The 15,517-nt window shown below is 58.3% G+C and carries 14 protein-coding genes and 1 tRNA gene; 8 read left to right on the forward strand and 7 right to left on the reverse strand.

From position 1 onward, the window contains the following. Positions 1 to 81: 81 nt before the first annotated feature. Together ACR3EP_RS00880 and ACR3EP_RS00885 are read left to right on the forward strand one after the other, a co-directional pair. On the forward strand, positions 82 to 570 hold the full coding sequence (locus ACR3EP_RS00880; RefSeq protein ID WP_170374334.1) for an Lrp/AsnC family transcriptional regulator: 489 nt from the start codon (positions 82 to 84) through the stop codon (positions 568 to 570). A 30-nt stretch (positions 571 to 600) separates the two neighbouring features. Beyond that, complete coding sequence (locus ACR3EP_RS00885; protein WP_170347910.1) at positions 601 to 1,164, forward strand: tetratricopeptide repeat protein; 564 nt, start codon at positions 601 to 603, stop codon at positions 1,162 to 1,164. Positions 1,165 to 1,203: 39 nt separating this feature from the next. On the opposite strand, the gene ACR3EP_RS00890 is transcribed toward ACR3EP_RS00885, so the two are convergent. From ACR3EP_RS00890 to ACR3EP_RS00920, 7 genes are all read right to left on the reverse strand, one after another. After that, a complete protein-coding gene (locus ACR3EP_RS00890; protein WP_480635867.1) occupies positions 1,204 to 3,093 on the reverse strand; it encodes a PhoX family protein in 1,890 nt (629 codons plus the stop codon). Positions 3,094 to 3,296: 203 nt separating this feature from the next. Then, complete coding sequence (locus tag ACR3EP_RS00895) at positions 3,297 to 4,292, reverse strand: ABC transporter ATP-binding protein (protein ID WP_170347912.1); 996 nt, start codon at positions 4,290 to 4,292, stop codon at positions 3,297 to 3,299. Continuing rightward, positions 4,289 to 5,323 (reverse strand): Gfo/Idh/MocA family protein, encoded by a 1,035-nt coding sequence (locus ACR3EP_RS00900; protein WP_480635869.1) that lies wholly within the window; start codon positions 5,321 to 5,323, stop codon positions 4,289 to 4,291. The genes ACR3EP_RS00895 and ACR3EP_RS00900 overlap by 4 nt, the downstream gene beginning before the upstream one ends. Further along, entirely contained in the window at positions 5,320 to 6,159 is an 840-nt protein-coding gene (locus tag ACR3EP_RS00905; RefSeq protein ID WP_170360456.1) for a carbohydrate ABC transporter permease, read from the reverse strand. Before ACR3EP_RS00905 ends, ACR3EP_RS00900 begins: the two co-directional genes overlap by 4 nt. A 10-nt stretch (positions 6,160 to 6,169) precedes the next feature. Further along, on the reverse strand, positions 6,170 to 7,084 hold the full coding sequence (locus ACR3EP_RS00910; protein WP_170347915.1) for a carbohydrate ABC transporter permease: 915 nt from the start codon (positions 7,082 to 7,084) through the stop codon (positions 6,170 to 6,172). A 65-nt stretch (positions 7,085 to 7,149) separates the two neighbouring features. Next, a complete protein-coding gene (locus ACR3EP_RS00915; protein WP_170347916.1) occupies positions 7,150 to 8,403 on the reverse strand; it encodes an ABC transporter substrate-binding protein in 1,254 nt (417 codons plus the stop codon). Positions 8,404 to 8,426: 23 nt separating this feature from the next. Beyond that, a complete protein-coding gene (locus tag ACR3EP_RS00920; RefSeq protein WP_480635872.1) occupies positions 8,427 to 9,311 on the reverse strand; it encodes an N-acetylmuramic acid 6-phosphate etherase in 885 nt (294 codons plus the stop codon). Positions 9,312 to 9,481: 170 nt separating this feature from the next. On the opposite strand from ACR3EP_RS00920, the gene ACR3EP_RS00925 reads away from it, so the two are divergent. The 6 genes from ACR3EP_RS00925 (at position 9,482) to ACR3EP_RS00950 (ending at position 15,405) form a co-directional block, all read left to right on the forward strand. Further along, positions 9,482 to 10,357, forward strand: coding sequence for a glucosamine kinase nucleotide-binding domain-containing protein (locus ACR3EP_RS00925; protein WP_480635874.1), 876 nt, complete (start codon positions 9,482 to 9,484; stop codon positions 10,355 to 10,357). Beyond that, complete coding sequence (locus ACR3EP_RS00930; protein ID WP_480635875.1) at positions 10,344 to 11,093, forward strand: GntR family transcriptional regulator; 750 nt, start codon at positions 10,344 to 10,346, stop codon at positions 11,091 to 11,093. Before ACR3EP_RS00925 ends, ACR3EP_RS00930 begins: the two co-directional genes overlap by 14 nt. 18 nt (positions 11,094 to 11,111) lie before the next feature. Beyond that, positions 11,112 to 12,140 carry an SIS domain-containing protein gene (locus ACR3EP_RS00935; RefSeq protein ID WP_480638984.1) on the forward strand — a complete coding sequence of 343 codons (1,029 nt, stop codon included), beginning with the start codon at positions 11,112 to 11,114 and terminating at the stop codon, positions 12,138 to 12,140. Beyond that, positions 12,137 to 13,273 carry an N-acetylglucosamine-6-phosphate deacetylase gene (gene nagA / locus ACR3EP_RS00940; protein WP_480635876.1) on the forward strand — a complete coding sequence of 379 codons (1,137 nt, stop codon included), beginning with the start codon at positions 12,137 to 12,139 and terminating at the stop codon, positions 13,271 to 13,273. Before ACR3EP_RS00935 ends, nagA begins: the two co-directional genes overlap by 4 nt. A gap of 108 nt (positions 13,274 to 13,381) precedes the next feature. Next, a tRNA-Gly gene (locus tag ACR3EP_RS00945) sits at positions 13,382 to 13,456 on the forward strand. A 128-nt stretch (positions 13,457 to 13,584) separates the two neighbouring features. Continuing rightward, positions 13,585 to 15,405: an ABC transporter transmembrane domain-containing protein gene (locus ACR3EP_RS00950; RefSeq protein ID WP_170360444.1), complete on the forward strand. Its 1,821-nt coding sequence runs from the start codon at positions 13,585 to 13,587 to the stop codon at positions 15,403 to 15,405. Positions 15,406 to 15,517 lie beyond the last annotated feature (112 nt).

Consider the following 15,517-nt stretch of genomic DNA (forward strand, 5'->3'; position numbering starts at 1 on the left):
AGTATACAGTCGATTTTTCAGGACAATCGCCTTAAGTTCAAAAAATGGTAGGCGAATGTTCTGAAATTTCGAGGTTCAGCGATGCAAAAAGATAATCCCGATCTGGATCGGTTCGACCGGTCGATCCTGGCGATTCTGGCCGAGGACGGGCGCATTTCGGTTGCCGACCTTGCGCGGCGGATCGGGTTGTCGAAATCTCCAACTCAAGCACGTGTGAAAAGACTTGAGGCCGAGGGCATCATCACCGGATACCGTGCCCTGCTGGACCCGATCCGTCTTGGTCTGGATCACGTCGCCTTTGTCGAGGTACGCCTGACCGACACGCGCGAAAAGGCCCTGGCCGAGTTCAACGCGGCAGTGCGTAGGGTGGCCGAGATCGAGCAAGCCCATATGATTGCGTCGAATTTTGACTATTTGTTGAAAATTCGTACCGGCTCGATGTCGGAATATCGCGCGGTGCTGGCCGAGAAAATCTCATCCCTGCCGCATGTGGCCAACACATCGACCTTCGTCGCGATGGAAGCGGTGAAAGAGACGGGCGTGTCCGGTGCCATTGACGGGATGGGTTGACGAAAACCCCGCACGCGTCACCATTGGGTCATGAAACAGATCACCTATGCCACCATCCTGTTAATAACATCCACAACAGCGCATGCCGATGAATGCCCTGTTGCGCCGGATCACAGCGCCGATGTCAGTGGCGTAATCGCCCAGATACAACAGGCCGAAAACGAACAGGCCGCCCGTCTCTTGTCGAACCAATTGTGGGAGTTTTGGACGGACGCACCTGATGAAAGCGCGCAGGCGGTTCTGGACCGAGGCATGACGCGCCGAAACGCATGGGATCTGCTGGGCGCCATCGAGGATTTCAACAAGCTGGTCGCCTATTGCCCGTCATATGCCGAAGGGTACAACCAGCGCGCCTTTGCGCATTATTTGCGGCAGGATTTTCAGGCCGCGTTACCAGATCTGGACAAGGCGATCGAACTGTCGCCTAACCATGTGGCGGCCATCAGCGGGCGCGCCCTGACCTTGTTGGGATTGCAAAGGATTGACGAGGCGCGCGAAGCTTTGAACCAAGCACTGGAACTGAACCCGTGGCTTTCGGAGCGTCATCTTCTGGCACCCGGAGGGCCACTGGCGCCTCCGGGTGAGGATATCTGACAAAACGCCCCAACTATAGAGTGGGGGCTTTTTCGACGTTTAGCCGACCAAACCGTTGTCGGAGCGCTTGATGGCGATGACCGATGATCGCGGTGTACCGCCATCGGGCCAGTTGCTGCCCGGATGCTGAATGCCCACAAACATGGTGCGCAGGTCGTTGGACCAGGCCAAGCCGGTGACCTCGCAACCATTGGGGCCCGTCATGAACCGTACGATTTCGCCGGTCACCGGGTCGCCAACCAGCATCTGGTTATTGCCATTGCCAGCAAAGTCACCCTCATTGTTGTCCTTACCGTCGGTCTGAATCCAGATCAGGCCAGTCGAGTCGATGACCATGCCATCGGGCGAGTTGAACAGGTTACCCTCATTCACATTCGGCGAGCCAGCGCGGTCGTCGGAATGCACCGTCGGGTTGCCCGCCATGACATAGAGATCCCAGTCAAACGTGTCTGCGGCGTGATCGTCATTCGAGGGTCGCCAGCGGACGATTTGACCGTACTTGTTGGCCTCACGTGGGTTGGCGGCATTGACCGAAGTGTCGTCACCACCGGCATTCGGTTTGACACCACGGTTCTTGTTGTTGGTCAGGCAGCAATAGGCCTCGACCGCAACCGGGTTCGACGCCACCCATTCTGGGCGGTCCATAGTGGTGCCACCTACGGCAGACGCTGCCATGCGGGTAAAGATCCGGATTTCAGCATCATCCATGCCAGTCGTTTCCGGCGTCAGTGGCAGCCATTCACCGGTCGCATCGTCGTTGAACTTGGCAACGTACAGCGTTCCGTCATTCAGCAAGCTCTCGGTTTCGCCACCTGGCTGATAGGTGCCGTTCGAGACGAACTTGTACAAGTACTCGCCGCGCTCGTCATCGCCCATATAGACAACCACACGGCTATCTGCGGCCAGTGTCACCTCGGCGTTTTCGTGTTTGAAGCGGCCCAGGCCGGTGTGCTTGACCGGCGTGCTGTTCGGCTTGGTCGGGTCGATTTCCACGATCCAACCCGCGCGGTGCGGTTCGTTTGGGTTTTTTGACGTGTCGAAACGCGGATCGAAAAGCTCATACCCGTTCCAGCTTTCGGCTTTGACACCGTAACGTTTGAAGCCGTCTGCCACCTTCTGGTCGTAGCTGGCGTTTTCATCGGACGATCCGAAATAGCCGTTAAAGTTCTCTTCGCAGGTCAGGTATGTGCCCCATGGCGTTTTACCCGCGCCACAGTTGTTCATGGTGCCCAGAGACGCCGTGCCGGTCGGGTCGGCCTGCGTCTTCAGCAGATCGTGACCCGCAGCGGGACCTACGATCTTCATTGGCGTATTGTGGTGGATACGGCGATTGAAGGGGCTGTCTTTGACAACCGACCAGCCGTTGGGGCCTTCGGCGATCTCCATCACGGTCACACCCTGAATGTTCTGCAGCTTCAAAACATCGTCCGCGTTGGCGGGCACGCCTTCCTGCGTAGCTGACATATTGATCTTGCGGTTCGGGTATTCGTGGTTGATGGCGATCAGCTCATGACCCCGGAACGAAAATGTCTCCATCCCATCAGTGTTTTCACCGAAGATACGGTCTGATTTGTCCAATGGGCCGCCATCCGTCAGGTCATAGCCATCAGCATCGGAAAACAGTGGATCGCCCCAACGCATCAGAATTTTCCACTCATACCCTTCGGGCACATGCACGGTGCCATCGGTCTGCGCAGCAATTGGCGTGAATGTAAAGCGCGACGTGGTGACGGCATCAGCGGCAGTCGACCCCATCAGACCCGCGCCCATAGCGGCAGCGCCTGATCCAAATGCTAGCACACCACCCAGAAAACCTCGGCGCGAAATGGCGCTTTCTACAACACGGTCAAAGTCGTTTTCTTCGGGGCGGGGGAAATGCAGCTCGTCCCAATCGTCGGCGGACAGGGTGGTGGGATCAATGTCTTTCATGGATAGCTCCTGGCTGTCAGAAAATAGCAGATGAAAGGCAATTAGAATTTCTTTGTGACAGCTTGATAACAACCCCGTTAAGGGAGAGGCCTGATCTTTCAGAATTTTGCGTGCAATGAAAAGGGAAAAGGCCTTTTCTCTGCGGGAATCCGCGCGTTCTGGTGCGCGATTATTCCGCAGAAAAACACGCGTGCCTGCGACATTTAGCGCAAACGCTGACCAGCTGCGTCGAACCGATAGGCCTTGTCAGCGGTATAGGCGAGCCGCAATTCCTGACCTTCGGAAATGGCGTGCTGACCGAATAGCCGCGCGGTCACGGATTGGTCGTGTATTTTGGCGATGACGTTTGTGTCCCCACCCAGTTTTTCAACGTGGCTGACCTGAGCTGTCAGCGGGCCGTCGTCGGACAGAAACAGGTCTTCGGGGCGGATTCCAATGATGTTCTGGCCGCTATCCCCCAACAGGCTTTCGGGTAGGAAATTCATAGACGGTGAGCCTAGAAATCCGGCAACGAACTGGTTTGCAGGGTTGTTGTACAGCTCCATCGGGCTACCGATCTGTTCCACCCGTCCGTCACGCAGAACGACGATCTTGTCGGCCAGTGTCATCGCCTCGGTCTGGTCATGAGTGACATAGATCATCGAGGCGTCCAGTGCCCGGTGCAGGTTCGCAATCTCGATCCGTGTGTTCATCCGCAAGGCGGCGTCCAGATTGGATAGCGGTTCGTCAAACAGGAACAGCTTGGGTTCCCGAACAATGGCGCGGCCGATAGCGACCCGCTGGCGTTGACCACCCGACAATTCAGACGGATAGCGATCCAGATAGGGCTCGAGGTTCAGCATCCGGCTGGCATTGGCAACGCGTTCCTCTATCACCGCTTTGGACTGCTTTTCCTGCTTCAGCGCCAGCGTCATGTTCCCGCGCACGCTGAGGTGCGGGTAAAGTGCATAGCTTTGAAACACCATAGCTATGCCACGCTTGGATGGCGGCACCAGATTGACCTGTTGACCACCGATATTGATTTCGCCCGAGGAGGCATCTTCGAGCCCCGCAATCACACGTAGCAGGGTGGACTTGCCGCAACCCGAGGGGCCGACGAAGACAACAAACTCGCCTTCTTCAACCTCAAGCGTGATGTCCTTGAGGACATGCACATTGCCAAAGGATTTGTTCACATTGCTCAACGTCAGGGCGGTCATTTTGCGGGCTCCTCAAGGGAAACGGGCTGGCCGGTGCGGATGCTTTCATCCGCGGCCAGACAAATGGCGAGGGATTGAACGGCGTCATTCATATGACGGGTCAGGTCGATGTCTTCGGCGATTGCGCGCAGCATATAGGCTTGTTCGGCATCGCAGAGTTCCTGATGGCCGGGTTCATCGGGCATATCGATGGTTCGATCACCTTGTGGCGTATGGACCAGAAGGCCGCCAACCGTTGTATGCCCATCAATATCGGAAGATGCGCCTTTATTGCCATCGGTGATTGAAACCGATCCGTTGGGCGACACGATATCTTTCACGAAAAATGCTGTTTCAGACATCATTGGGCCCCATCCGGCCTCGTACCAGCCGACCGAGCCGTCATCGAAAACCACCTGAAACTGACCGTAATTGTACATGTCCTCGGCGATCTCATCGGATAGGCGCAGACCCATCCCATGAACCCGGACAGGCTGCGCATCGGTGATCTGGCACATGACGTCGACATAATGAACTCCGCAATCGACAATGGGTGAGGTCGTTTGCATCAGCGCCTTATGCGTTTCCCATTCCGCGCCCGAGGATTGCTGGTTCAGGTTCAGACGGAACACATATGGCCCGCCCAGATTGCGCGCCTCGGTGATCAAGCGCATCCAAGACGGGTGGTGGCGCAGGATATAGCCCACGACCAGCTTGCGGTTCAGCCGCGTGGCGGTTTCCACCACCCGCCGCGCGTCAGCGACGTTGGTGGCTAGCGGCTTTTCGACGAAGACATGCGCGCCTGCCTGCATCGCCGCACAGGCGTAATCGGCGTGGCTGTCGGAATAGGTCGCGATCACAGCCAGATCGGGGCGGGTCTCATTCAGAGCAGTTTCGAAATCCGAATACGCTGGATAATCCGAAAGTTCGGGGTGATCTACGCGCCCGGATCGGTTCACCAGCCCGACGATTTGCGCATCGGGGTGGTGGTGATGGGCCAGCGCATGGCTTAGCCCCATATTGCCCAGACCTGCGATCAGTACACGGGTCATTTGACAGCTCCGGATGTGATGCCACGGATCAGTTGGCGCGAGAAAATTACGTAGAGAACCAGAACCGGCAGGATTGCCATCGACAGGGCCGAAAGAACCGCGTTCCAGTCGGTCACGAACTGCCCGATAAAGACCTGACTGCCCAGCGTCAGTGTTTTGGTTTCTTCAGCCGGGGCAAGGATCAGCGGGAACCACAGGTCATTCCAGATCGGGATCATGTTGAACACGGCTACAGTTGCCATTGCCGGACGAACCAGTGGCAGGACCAGTCGGAAAAAGATCGTGTATTCCGACAGACCGTCAATGCGGCCTGCGTTTTTCAGGTCATCACTAACCTGCCGCATGAATTCAGACAGTATGAATACAGCCAGCGGTAACCCCTGCGCTGTGTAGACAAGGATCAGCGCCCACAGCGTGTTCACCAGCCCGGTCGCCACCATCATCTCAAGGATCGCCACAGTGCCGATGCGGATAGGAATCATGATCCCCAGCGCCAGATAAAGCCCCATGAGCAGGTTGCCTTTGAACTGGTATTCAGACAGCGCATAGGCCGCCATGGCGCCAAGCAGTAGGATGAAGAACAGCGATGCGACCGTGACGATCATCGAGTTCTGGAAGTAGAGGAAGAAATCCCCCTGCTTCATCACCGTCTCGTACCCGATCAGTGAAAAACTGTCGGCGCTGGGCAGGGCCAGGGGTTCGCGAAAGATCGCGCGGCGGGTTTTGAAGCTGTTGATCAGAATGACAAAGACCGGGAACAGGGCGATCAGCGTATACAGGATCAACGCACCGTGCATCGCGGCGGTGTTGAAGGGATTTTGGCGTGCTTTGTTCATCCGTTCACCCTCACAGTTGATACCGGCGCATCCGGGTCTGGATGCCAAACAGATAGATGCAGACACCCACCAGGATGATGGCAAACATGGCCCCGGCGATGGCTGATCCCATATGCGGATCGCCCAGTTGCAATTGGAAGCCAAAGAAGGTGCGATACATGAAGGTACCCAGAATATCGGTCGAGAAATCCGGCCCGGCCAGCGCGCCTTGAGACGCATAGATCAGGTCGAACGCGTTAAAATTGCCCACGAAGGTCAGGATCGAGATGATCCCAATCGACGGTAGGATCAGCGGCAGCTTGATTTTCCAAAAGGCCGAAGCCCCGGTGATGCCGTCAATCTCACCCGCCTCAAGGATTTCTTCGGGGATGGTCAACAAGGCGGCATAGATCAGCATCATCGGTATGCCCACGAACTGCCAAACCGAGATCAGCGCCAGCGTGGTCAGGGCGTATTCCTCTTTTCCCAGCCACGGAGCGAACAGGGATTTCAGCCCAATCGCGTCCAACATTGACGGAGCGATGCCCCAGATCGGCGACAGGATCAATTTCCAGGCGAAGCCGACAATCACAAAGCTGAGGATCGTAGGGATGAAGATCGCCGACCGGTACAAGGCCGCAAATCGAAGCCGTGGGTGGCTGAGAAGCGCGGCCAGTGCGATGCCAATGGGGTTTTGCACCAGCATATGGATCAGGAAAAACCAGAAGTTATTCCCCAGCGCATTCCAGAACTGTTCGGACCAGATCGGGTCAAAGAACAGCGTTCGAAAATTCTGTAGGCCTACGAACACACGGGTCTGATCGACCTCGGTAAACAGCGCCAGACGCAGCGTGTTGAACAGCGGAAAGATCATAACCGCGGTATAGACCAGCACGGCCGGTGCCAGAAACACGACGATATGCCAGCGGAAGCGGGGGCGGTTCATTGGACTGCTTTCAATGGGGTGTCGGGTTTACCCGGGCGATCACCGCCGCCCGGGTATGATTGGGTTTACTGGTGTGGTGCGTACCAGGAGGCGAGGCCTTCCTGCAATTCTGCACCCAGATCCTCGGGGGATTTGGCGCCTTTGATGGCGGCAACCGATGCGCCCCAGGTTTCATTTTCAAGGTTCGGTGTACCGCGCGACAGGATTTGATAGGTCGAGCGGATGGTCGATTCACACTCGTCGCGCCAGCCCACGATTTCCTTGGCCAGTGGATCTTGCAATTCGACAGGCGTGTTGGAAAGTGGGAAGAAGCCGGGCAGGGCATTGCCGAAAATTTCTGCAAATTCCGGGCTTGCGACCCAGGTCAAGAATGTCTCGGCGGCCTCGGGATGTTCAGTCGCGGCGTTCATGCCGATACCGATATCGGTGTGGTCCGAAATGTAGCAGGTGTCGCCAGCGTTACGGACTGGCGGCTTGAATGCACCCATCTCAAAATCGGCCTGTGTGTTGAAGCCCGAGATTTCCCATGAGCCTGCGGGATAGATCGCCGCGCGACCTAGTGTGAAGATGTTCTGACTATCGGGATAGGTCTGTGCCTCATACCCGTCGCCCAGATACTCACCCCAGCGTGCCAATGTGGCATAAGGGGCTGTCCAGGCCTCATCGGTAAGCTTTTGCTCACCCGCGATCAGGGCCTGACGGCCTTCCTCACCCTTCCAGTAGTTCGGCCCGATGTTGTTGTAACCCATAGTGGCGGCTTCCCACTGGTCGTTGGTACCCATTGCCATCGGAATATAGGTGCCATCTTCCCGAATCTTGTCGAGCGCGGCAAAGAACTCATCCTCGGTCGTTGGAACTTCGATCCCAAGTTCAGCAAATGCGTCTTTGTTATATATGAACCCATGAATTACCGAAGCCATCGGAACGCAGAATGTGACCGCGCCATCATCCGTCTGCCAGGCCGATTTTGCCACGTCCGAGAAGTTGCTCATCGCATCGACTCCGGACAGATCGGTCAGGTGTCCTGCATCATACAGCGCCAAAGAGGCGTCAAAGGGGCGGCAGGTGATCAGGTCACCGGCTGAACCCGCGTCCAGTTTCGAGTTTAAAACGGCGTTATACTCTGCTGGTGCTGACGGGGTGAAATCGATCTTGATTCCGGGGTGCTGCGCTTCGAACGCGGGAATGATCTGGTCCTGCCACAGGGTCAGGTCATCATTGCGCCAGCTTTCGATGGTCAGGGTTACGTCTTCGGCATAGGCAGTTGTGGCCATCAGGGTTGTCCCCAATAAGGCCAGCTTCAGGCTTTTATGTTTCATCTCTCTCTCCCGTTATTTAGTTGTTAATCCTTGGCCAATGCTGCGGTCAGAACTCCCTTCGTGGTTCGCAGGCGAGCATCCGCTTGCGCCAACGACAGGTCTTGTGCGGCAATTAGAATGGCGGGTTTTACGTCGCCATGCGCAACGTTCAGTGCGTTTTGCGCCGTTTCTGTATCCACTTCGGCGATGCGGGCGACGATCCCGGCGGCGCGGCCCCGCAGTTTGTCGTTGTCGGCACGTAGATTGACCATCATGCCGCCATGCACATGGCCAAGCTCAACCGCCATAAGCGAAGACAGCATGTTCAGCGCAATCTTCTGCGCTGTTCCAGCGCCCATGCGTGTGGAGCCTGAGATCAGCTCGGGCGGCGTCGCCAACAGGATGGGAATGTCAGCGCCCAGCAGCAAGGGGCTGCCGCCGTTATTGGCGATACTGATCACAGTTGCGCCCTTGGTGCGGGCGATGTTCATGGCAGCCACGGTGTACGGCGTAGAGCCGCTTGCTGAAACCGCAATCACCGTGTCTTTGGCTTGTAAGCTGTCCAAGGCTTGTTCCAACCCTTCGGTCGCATCCTCGGCCCCGCCCGGCATTTCAACCCCGGTGGGCAGGCCACCTGCCATATGTATGCGCAGACGGGCAGGGGGGATCGAGAATGTGCCGCCCAGCTCTTGCGCGTCAGCAGCTGCCATCAGGCCAGATGACCCGGCGGCCACAAAGTGCAATATCCCCTCTGCGCGAATGGTTTCTGCCATGGCCTTGGCGCCCCGGACGATGTTGTCCTCGGCGTCGCGAACGGCTGCGGCAGCTTTGATTTGACCTTCGGCCAACGCGCGAGCCGAAGTGGCCAGATCGCCTGGTGACAGGCGCGCGGCATCAGGGTGTAATTGTTCGGTTGACGGCAGCGCCAAGAGAATCCTCCCACGTTTCCCCAATACAATACCTATCTAATACCACTTGTCTAGAATTTTATTTCTGACTGAGACTTATTGAAGTAATTCATCCGTTTAGTTGGCGATGTGGCCATTCGGTGTTGAATTTGGCCTTTTCTATCGCTGAAAGGTATTATAATGGTATTGTCATGAATGAGTCTCGAGATAATGCTGTGTTGGCCGTTGATGGCGGGGGGACGCGATGCCGCGTCGCCTGTGAAATCGGGGGTGTGGTCCACAGTGTCGAGACCGGAGCGGCCAATGTTTCGACCGATTTTGACAGCGCGCTGGCGCAGATTCAGGCTGGGCTGGATCAATTGTCGCGTCAGATCGAGGTGACCATAGGGGATATAATCACTCTGCCTGCTTTTGTGGGACTGGCGGGCGTTACTGATGCCGCGATCGCAGGGCGGTTGCGGGATGCGCTGGGCCTGACCTGCGCGCGGGTCGAAGATGACCGGCCCGCCGCCGTGCGGGGGGCATTGGGCGCGCGGGACGGTTTGATCGCGCATTGCGGCACCGGGTCTTTTCTTGCGGTGCAGGCGGTTGGCGCGATGCGTTTTGCCGGAGGTTGGGGTTCGATTCTGGGGGATGAGGCCTCGGCCCAATGGGTTGGGCGCAGAGCCTTGGCTGAGACGCTGCGTGCATATGATGGCACGCAAGCCGAAACCGATCTGACGCAAATGCTGTTGGCTGACCTTCAGGGCCCGGCTGGTATTGTGCGCTTTGCTGGAACGGCCACGCCCGCGCAATTCGGAGTGCTCGCACCTACAGTGACGTCCGCTGCGAAAAAGGGCGATGCGGTTGCCGTACATATTCTACGAGCGGGGGCTGGCTATATCGCGGATACCGCCAAGCAGTTGGGCTGGCAGGCGGGTCAGACGATCTGCCTGACCGGTGGGATTGCGGGGCAATATGCGCACTATTTACCTGATGACATGCAATCGGCCATTCGCCCCTCGCTGGGTGAGCCGCTGACCGGGGCCTTGGCCCTTGCGAAGGAGATCCGACATGAGCATCTCTGACTTCCTGCGTGCCGATTTGTGGCTGAGCCCGGACAAAGGGCCGCGCTATGTTCAGCTAAGGCACAGGCTGCAAGAGGGGATCGACACCGGCGTGTTGCCTCCGAATTCCTCGCTGCCGTCGGAACGTGAGCTGGTTGAAATCACCGATCTTTCGCGCGTTACCGTTCGTAAAGCGATTCATGAACTGGTGCAGGAAGGTGTGATCGAACAACGTCAGGGGTCAGGCTCGTTCATTCGCGAACGTGTGGCGCGGGTCGAACAATCGCTGACTCATTTGACCTCGTTCACCGAGGACATGTCGAGCCGCGGTATGCAGACCACCTCAAAATGGCTGGAACGCGGCGTCTTTGCACCTACCCCCGAGGAGGTCCAAGCCCTGAGCCTGAGAGAGGGCGAGCAAATTTCCCGAATCTATCGCCTGCGCGAGGCAAATGGCCGCCCGCTGGCGCTGGAACGTGCTGCGCTGCCGCTGGATATCCTGCCAAACCCGATCGAGGTGACCACCTCGCTCTATGAGGTGCTAGACGGTCTGGGGCGACGACCAGTGCGCGCGGTGCAGAAGATATCGGCCCTTAACCTCGCAGCGCGAGAGGCTGAGTTGCTGGAGGTGCCCGAAGGGGCCGCCGGACTGAACATCGAACGCGTTTCATTTCTTAAAAACGGGCGGGTCGCGGAATTGACCCGATCCCTCTACCGAGGCGACACCTATGACTTTGTCGCCGAATTGCGGCTGTAGCCGGAAAGGCAAGTGAGCATGTCAGAACACAGTTCGAAAATGCGTCAGGAGGTTTTGGAAATCCCCGACGCCGTTGACCGATTGCTAAGCCAGGGTGCCGCCAATATTCAGGAAGCGGCAAGGCGGGTGAAAGAGGCCGATCCCCGGTTTCTGATTACAGTGGCGCGGGGGTCGTCGGACCACGCTTGCGCGTATTTGAAATACGCTGCCGAATTGTTGCTGAACCTGCCTGTGGCCTCGGTCGGGCCGTCGGTCAGTTCGATCTATGGGGCTGATCTGCGTGCGGCTGGGGCGGTGTGCCTTTCGGTGTCGCAATCGGGCCAAAGTCCAGACATTGTAGGGATGACCCGAACGCTGAAATCTTCGGGCGGGGTGACGGTTGCGATCACCAACAACACGGCCTCGCGCCTTGCTGAAGTGACGGATGCGGTCTTGCCCCTGCACGCAGGGCCGGAACTGAGTGTCGCTGCGACCAAAACTTTTGTCACCTCGCTTGTGGCGGGGTTGTGGCTGTTGGCTGAAATCAAGGGGGATGGTGATTTGACGGCCGCGATCCGATCCTTGCCCGGTCATTTGGGGCAGGCCGCGCATTGCGATTGGTCGGCGGCGGCTGATGCAATCACCGGCCGGTCACTGTTCACGCTGGGCCGCGGTCCGTCCTTTGCGATGTCCAATGAAGCTGCTCTGAAAATCAAGGAAACCTGCCAGATTCACGCCGAAAGCTATTCGGCGGCCGAGGTTCTGCATGGTCCGGTCTCAATCGTTGAACAGGGGTTTCCTGCCATCGTTTTTGCCGCCGCAGATGCCGCCGAGCAAACGACAGCCGAGGCGGCTGATGCGTTGGCAGGCAAAGGTGCGGCTGTTTTCGCGGCCACTGATAAGGTCACCAAGGCGCATTGCCTGCCGGTAACCCGCACAGATCACTGGTTGACTGACCCCATTGCCACGATCACGTCGTTTTACAGCATGGTCGAAGCCGTGGCGCAGGCGCGCGGGATCGACCCAGATACTCCGCGCCATCTGAGAAAGGTGACAGAGACGGTATGACCTCAGACTCCATGACATTTAGCAATGGTGCTCTGTTCGACGGTGAGCGCCTGCATTTTGGTCACGCCATGACATTTCGCAACGGCGCCCTTGCTGCGCTTGAGCGTGAGGAGACCGCACAGATCGAAGGGCAAGTCATCGACCTGAACGGGGATATCTTGTGCCCCGGCTTCGTCGACCTGCAGGTGAACGGCGGCGGCGGCGTGATGTTCAACGACGCCCCCTCGGTTGACTCGATCCGGCAGATCGCCGAAGCGCATCGCCGTCTGGGTGTGGCTTCCTTGCTGCCGACACTAATCACCGACACGCCCCAGAAAACCGAAGCCGCCGTTGCAGCCGCGATAGAGGCGGTTCGCGCGGGGGTTCCGGGTGTGGCTGGGTTGCATCTTGAAGGGCCACACCTGTCGGTGGCGCGAAAGGGCGCGCATGACGGGGCGCTAATTCGTCCGATGGAGGACGCGGACCTGACCATGCTGATTGCGGCAGCAGAGCAATTGCCGTGCCTGAAGGTGACTCTTGCGCCCGAATCCGTGTCCCTGCAGCAAGTGCAAGCTTTGTCGGACGCCGGGATTCTGGTGTCGCTAGGGCATAGCGATGCAGATTTCGAGACGTGTCAGCGTTATGCCGCGGCGGGCGCGCGCTGCGTCACACACCTTTTCAACGCCATGAGCCAACTGGGCAGCCGGGAACCCGGTCTTGTTGGCGCGGCGCTGGCGACGGGCGGGCTGTCGGCGGGGTTGATCGCCGACGGTATCCATGTCCACCCCGAGGTTATCCGCTCGGCCTGGGCTGCCAAGAAAGCGCCCGGCCAGATATTTCTTGTCAGCGATGCCATGGCTGTTGCGGGTACGGATCAGGCCGCGTTCGAACTGGAGGGTCGCCGGATCACGCGGACGGACGGACGCCTGACACTTGAGGATGGAACGCTGGCTGGGGCCGATTTGGACTTGACCACTGCGATCCGCATTCTGGTCACACATGCTGACGTGCCGCTTCAGGAGGCGCTGGCTGCAGCCACGACTTATCCGGCGTCTCTGATCGGCCAGCCGGTTGCGCAACCGCTGCGTGCCGAGTCGATGATTCGGATTTCCTCGGACCTCGAATCCTGTTCTTGGATATGTTCACAGGGTTGAGGGAAGGGCGTCTGTCTTCTGCATTAGAACGCGATTACAGAAATTGATTTCCTGCGCCGAACGGCGCTTGACGACACCAGACGCATCCCTTAAACCGACCTGCGCTGAGCGGGCGTCGTATACTGGCTATTACCTCAGCCTTCCAAGCTGATGAAGCGGGTTCGATTCCCGCCGCCCGCTCCAAATCAGCCCCGAAATTCTGCGTCAAATGGCCCTTACAGGCTGTGAATTGGTGACGCGCTGCTTGACCCCGCCGTCTGCTGCCGCCAAGAAGCGACCACCTGATTGCGAATTTGAACTAAGGGCCACGCATGGCAAGAACCGCCCCAGCCAGTCCAGCACAACAACCCGCACCCGGCGCCAGTGAAGAGCGCGCCCGGTCCAAGAAAATTGGCGTTCTGGCGTCGTTGTGGCCCTTCATGCGCCCCTATCGGATGTTGATGGCCGGGGCGACACTGGCGTTGGTGCTGACGGCAAGCATGACCCTTGCGCTGCCACTGGCCGTGCGCCGTGTGGTTGACAATTTCCGCATCGAAGATGGTGAGTTGTTAGAGTGGTACTTTCTGGCCGCGCTGGGCATCGCCGGGGTTCTGGCCGTGGGCACCGGCCTGCGCTATGCGCTAGTGACCCGGCTGGGCGAACGGGTGGTCGCCGATATCCGCGAGGCCGTGTTCGACCGCGTCATCGGAATGAGCCCCGAATTCTACGAACGTATCATGACCGGCGAGGTCCTGAGCCGGATAACCACCGACACGACGCTGATCCAGTCAGTGCTTGGCTCGTCTGTGTCCATCGCGCTGCGCAACATGTTGTTGTTCTTCGGCGGGCTGGTGTTGATGCTACTGACATCGGCCAAGCTGACAGGTTTGGTTTTGTTGTTGATCCCGGTGGTGGTGGTGCCGATTCTGGTGCTGGGGCGCCGCCTGCGGGTGATCAGCCGCGAAAATCAGGACTGGATCGCAGCCTCGTCCGGTAATGCAGGTGAGGCGCTGAGCGCGGTGCAAACCGTGCAAGCCTTTACTCATGAACAGGCCAGCCGCAAGCAATTCGCGGATATGACGGAAACGTCTTACGTCGTCTCGCTGCGCCGTATTCAGACTCGCGCGGTTCTGACCGTTATCGTCATCTTTTTAGTTTTTTCGGGCATTGTCGGCGTGTTGTGGATGGGCGCAAATGATGTCCGCAACGGCGTGATGACCGAAGGCGTACTGATCCAGTTCGTGATCTATTCGATTATCATGGCGGGTTCTGTGGCGGCCTTGTCTGAAATCTGGAGTGAATTGCAGCGCGCCGCAGGCGCAACTGAACGACTGGTGGAATTGCTGAATGCACAGGACACCGTCACCGATCCGTCCAATCCCAAGACGCTGCCATTACCGGTTCGGGGTGAGATCCGCTTTGACGATGTGACCTTCCGCTATCCGTCACGCCCCGATGTTGTCACGCTGGAACATCTGTCATTGCAGGTTAACCCCGGCGAGACGGTGGCTTTTGTCGGCCCCTCGGGGGCGGGCAAGACAACCGTCATCCAGATGATCCAGCGGTTCTATGATCCGGTCTCGGGGCAGGTCAGTCTGGATGGCGTCGATCTGCGTGACATCGACCGGGCCGAGTTCCGCCGCCACATGGCGCTGGTGCCTCAGGACCCGATCATCTTTGCCTCTTCGGCGCGTGAAAACATCCGGTTTGGTCGTCTGGACGCCACCGATGCCGAGGTTGAGGCCGCCGCCCGGGCCGCCGCCGCACACGATTTCATTTCGGCTTTGCCCGAAGGTTACGACAGTTTCGTTGGTGAACGGGGTGTGATGCTGTCTGGCGGGCAAAAGCAACGTATCGCCATCGCTCGTGCGATCCTGCGGGACGCGCCGGTACTGCTGTTGGACGAGGCGACCTCGGCGCTGGATGCCGAAAGCGAGCGTGCGGTTCAAGGCGCTGTCGATCAGATGCGAGCCGGGCGCACCACGTTGATCGTGGCGCACCGGCTGGCGACGGTGAAAAAGGCTGACCGGATCGTGGTGATGGAGGCCGGCCGTATCGTGGCGCAGGGCACCCATGACGATCTGGTGGCACAGGACGGCCTGTATGCCAGATTGGCGCGTCTGCAGTTCACCGACGGCATGGCGGCAGAATAAATTGACGCGGGGGCAGGGCAATTCGCTCCGCAGCGTAATTCTACCTCTTTCCGGGCTTCACAGCTAAGCCCTTTCTTGATCATGCACGGTTTTGCTTCCATCTTGGCGGTGG

It is taken from the genome of Ruegeria sp. BB10, from assembly GCF_056535725.1.

Bases quoted from the DNA above. Each gene is read 5' to 3' on its own strand.
- ACR3EP_RS00880 (WP_170374334.1), top strand. From the start codon at position 82: ATGCAAAAAGATAATCCCGATCTGGATCGGTTCGACCGGTCGATCCTG.
- ACR3EP_RS00885 (WP_170347910.1), top strand. From the start codon at position 601: ATGAAACAGATCACCTATGCCACCATCCTGTTAATAACATCCACAACA.
- ACR3EP_RS00890 (WP_480635867.1), bottom strand. From the start codon at position 3,093: ATGAAAGACATTGATCCCACCACCCTGTCCGCCGACGATTGGGACGAG.
- ACR3EP_RS00895 (WP_170347912.1), bottom strand. From the start codon at position 4,292: ATGACCGCCCTGACGTTGAGCAATGTGAACAAATCCTTTGGCAATGTG.
- ACR3EP_RS00900 (WP_480635869.1), bottom strand. From the start codon at position 5,323: ATGACCCGTGTACTGATCGCAGGTCTGGGCAATATGGGGCTAAGCCAT.
- ACR3EP_RS00905 (WP_170360456.1), bottom strand. From the start codon at position 6,159: ATGAACAAAGCACGCCAAAATCCCTTCAACACCGCCGCGATGCACGGT.
- ACR3EP_RS00910 (WP_170347915.1), bottom strand. From the start codon at position 7,084: ATGAACCGCCCCCGCTTCCGCTGGCATATCGTCGTGTTTCTGGCACCG.
- ACR3EP_RS00915 (WP_170347916.1), bottom strand. From the start codon at position 8,403: ATGAAACATAAAAGCCTGAAGCTGGCCTTATTGGGGACAACCCTGATG.
- ACR3EP_RS00925 (WP_480635874.1), top strand. From the start codon at position 9,482: ATGAATGAGTCTCGAGATAATGCTGTGTTGGCCGTTGATGGCGGGGGG.
- ACR3EP_RS00930 (WP_480635875.1), top strand. From the start codon at position 10,344: ATGAGCATCTCTGACTTCCTGCGTGCCGATTTGTGGCTGAGCCCGGAC.
- ACR3EP_RS00935 (WP_480638984.1), top strand. From the start codon at position 11,112: ATGTCAGAACACAGTTCGAAAATGCGTCAGGAGGTTTTGGAAATCCCC.
- nagA (WP_480635876.1), top strand. From the start codon at position 12,137: ATGACCTCAGACTCCATGACATTTAGCAATGGTGCTCTGTTCGACGGT.
- ACR3EP_RS00950 (WP_170360444.1), top strand. From the start codon at position 13,585: ATGGCAAGAACCGCCCCAGCCAGTCCAGCACAACAACCCGCACCCGGC.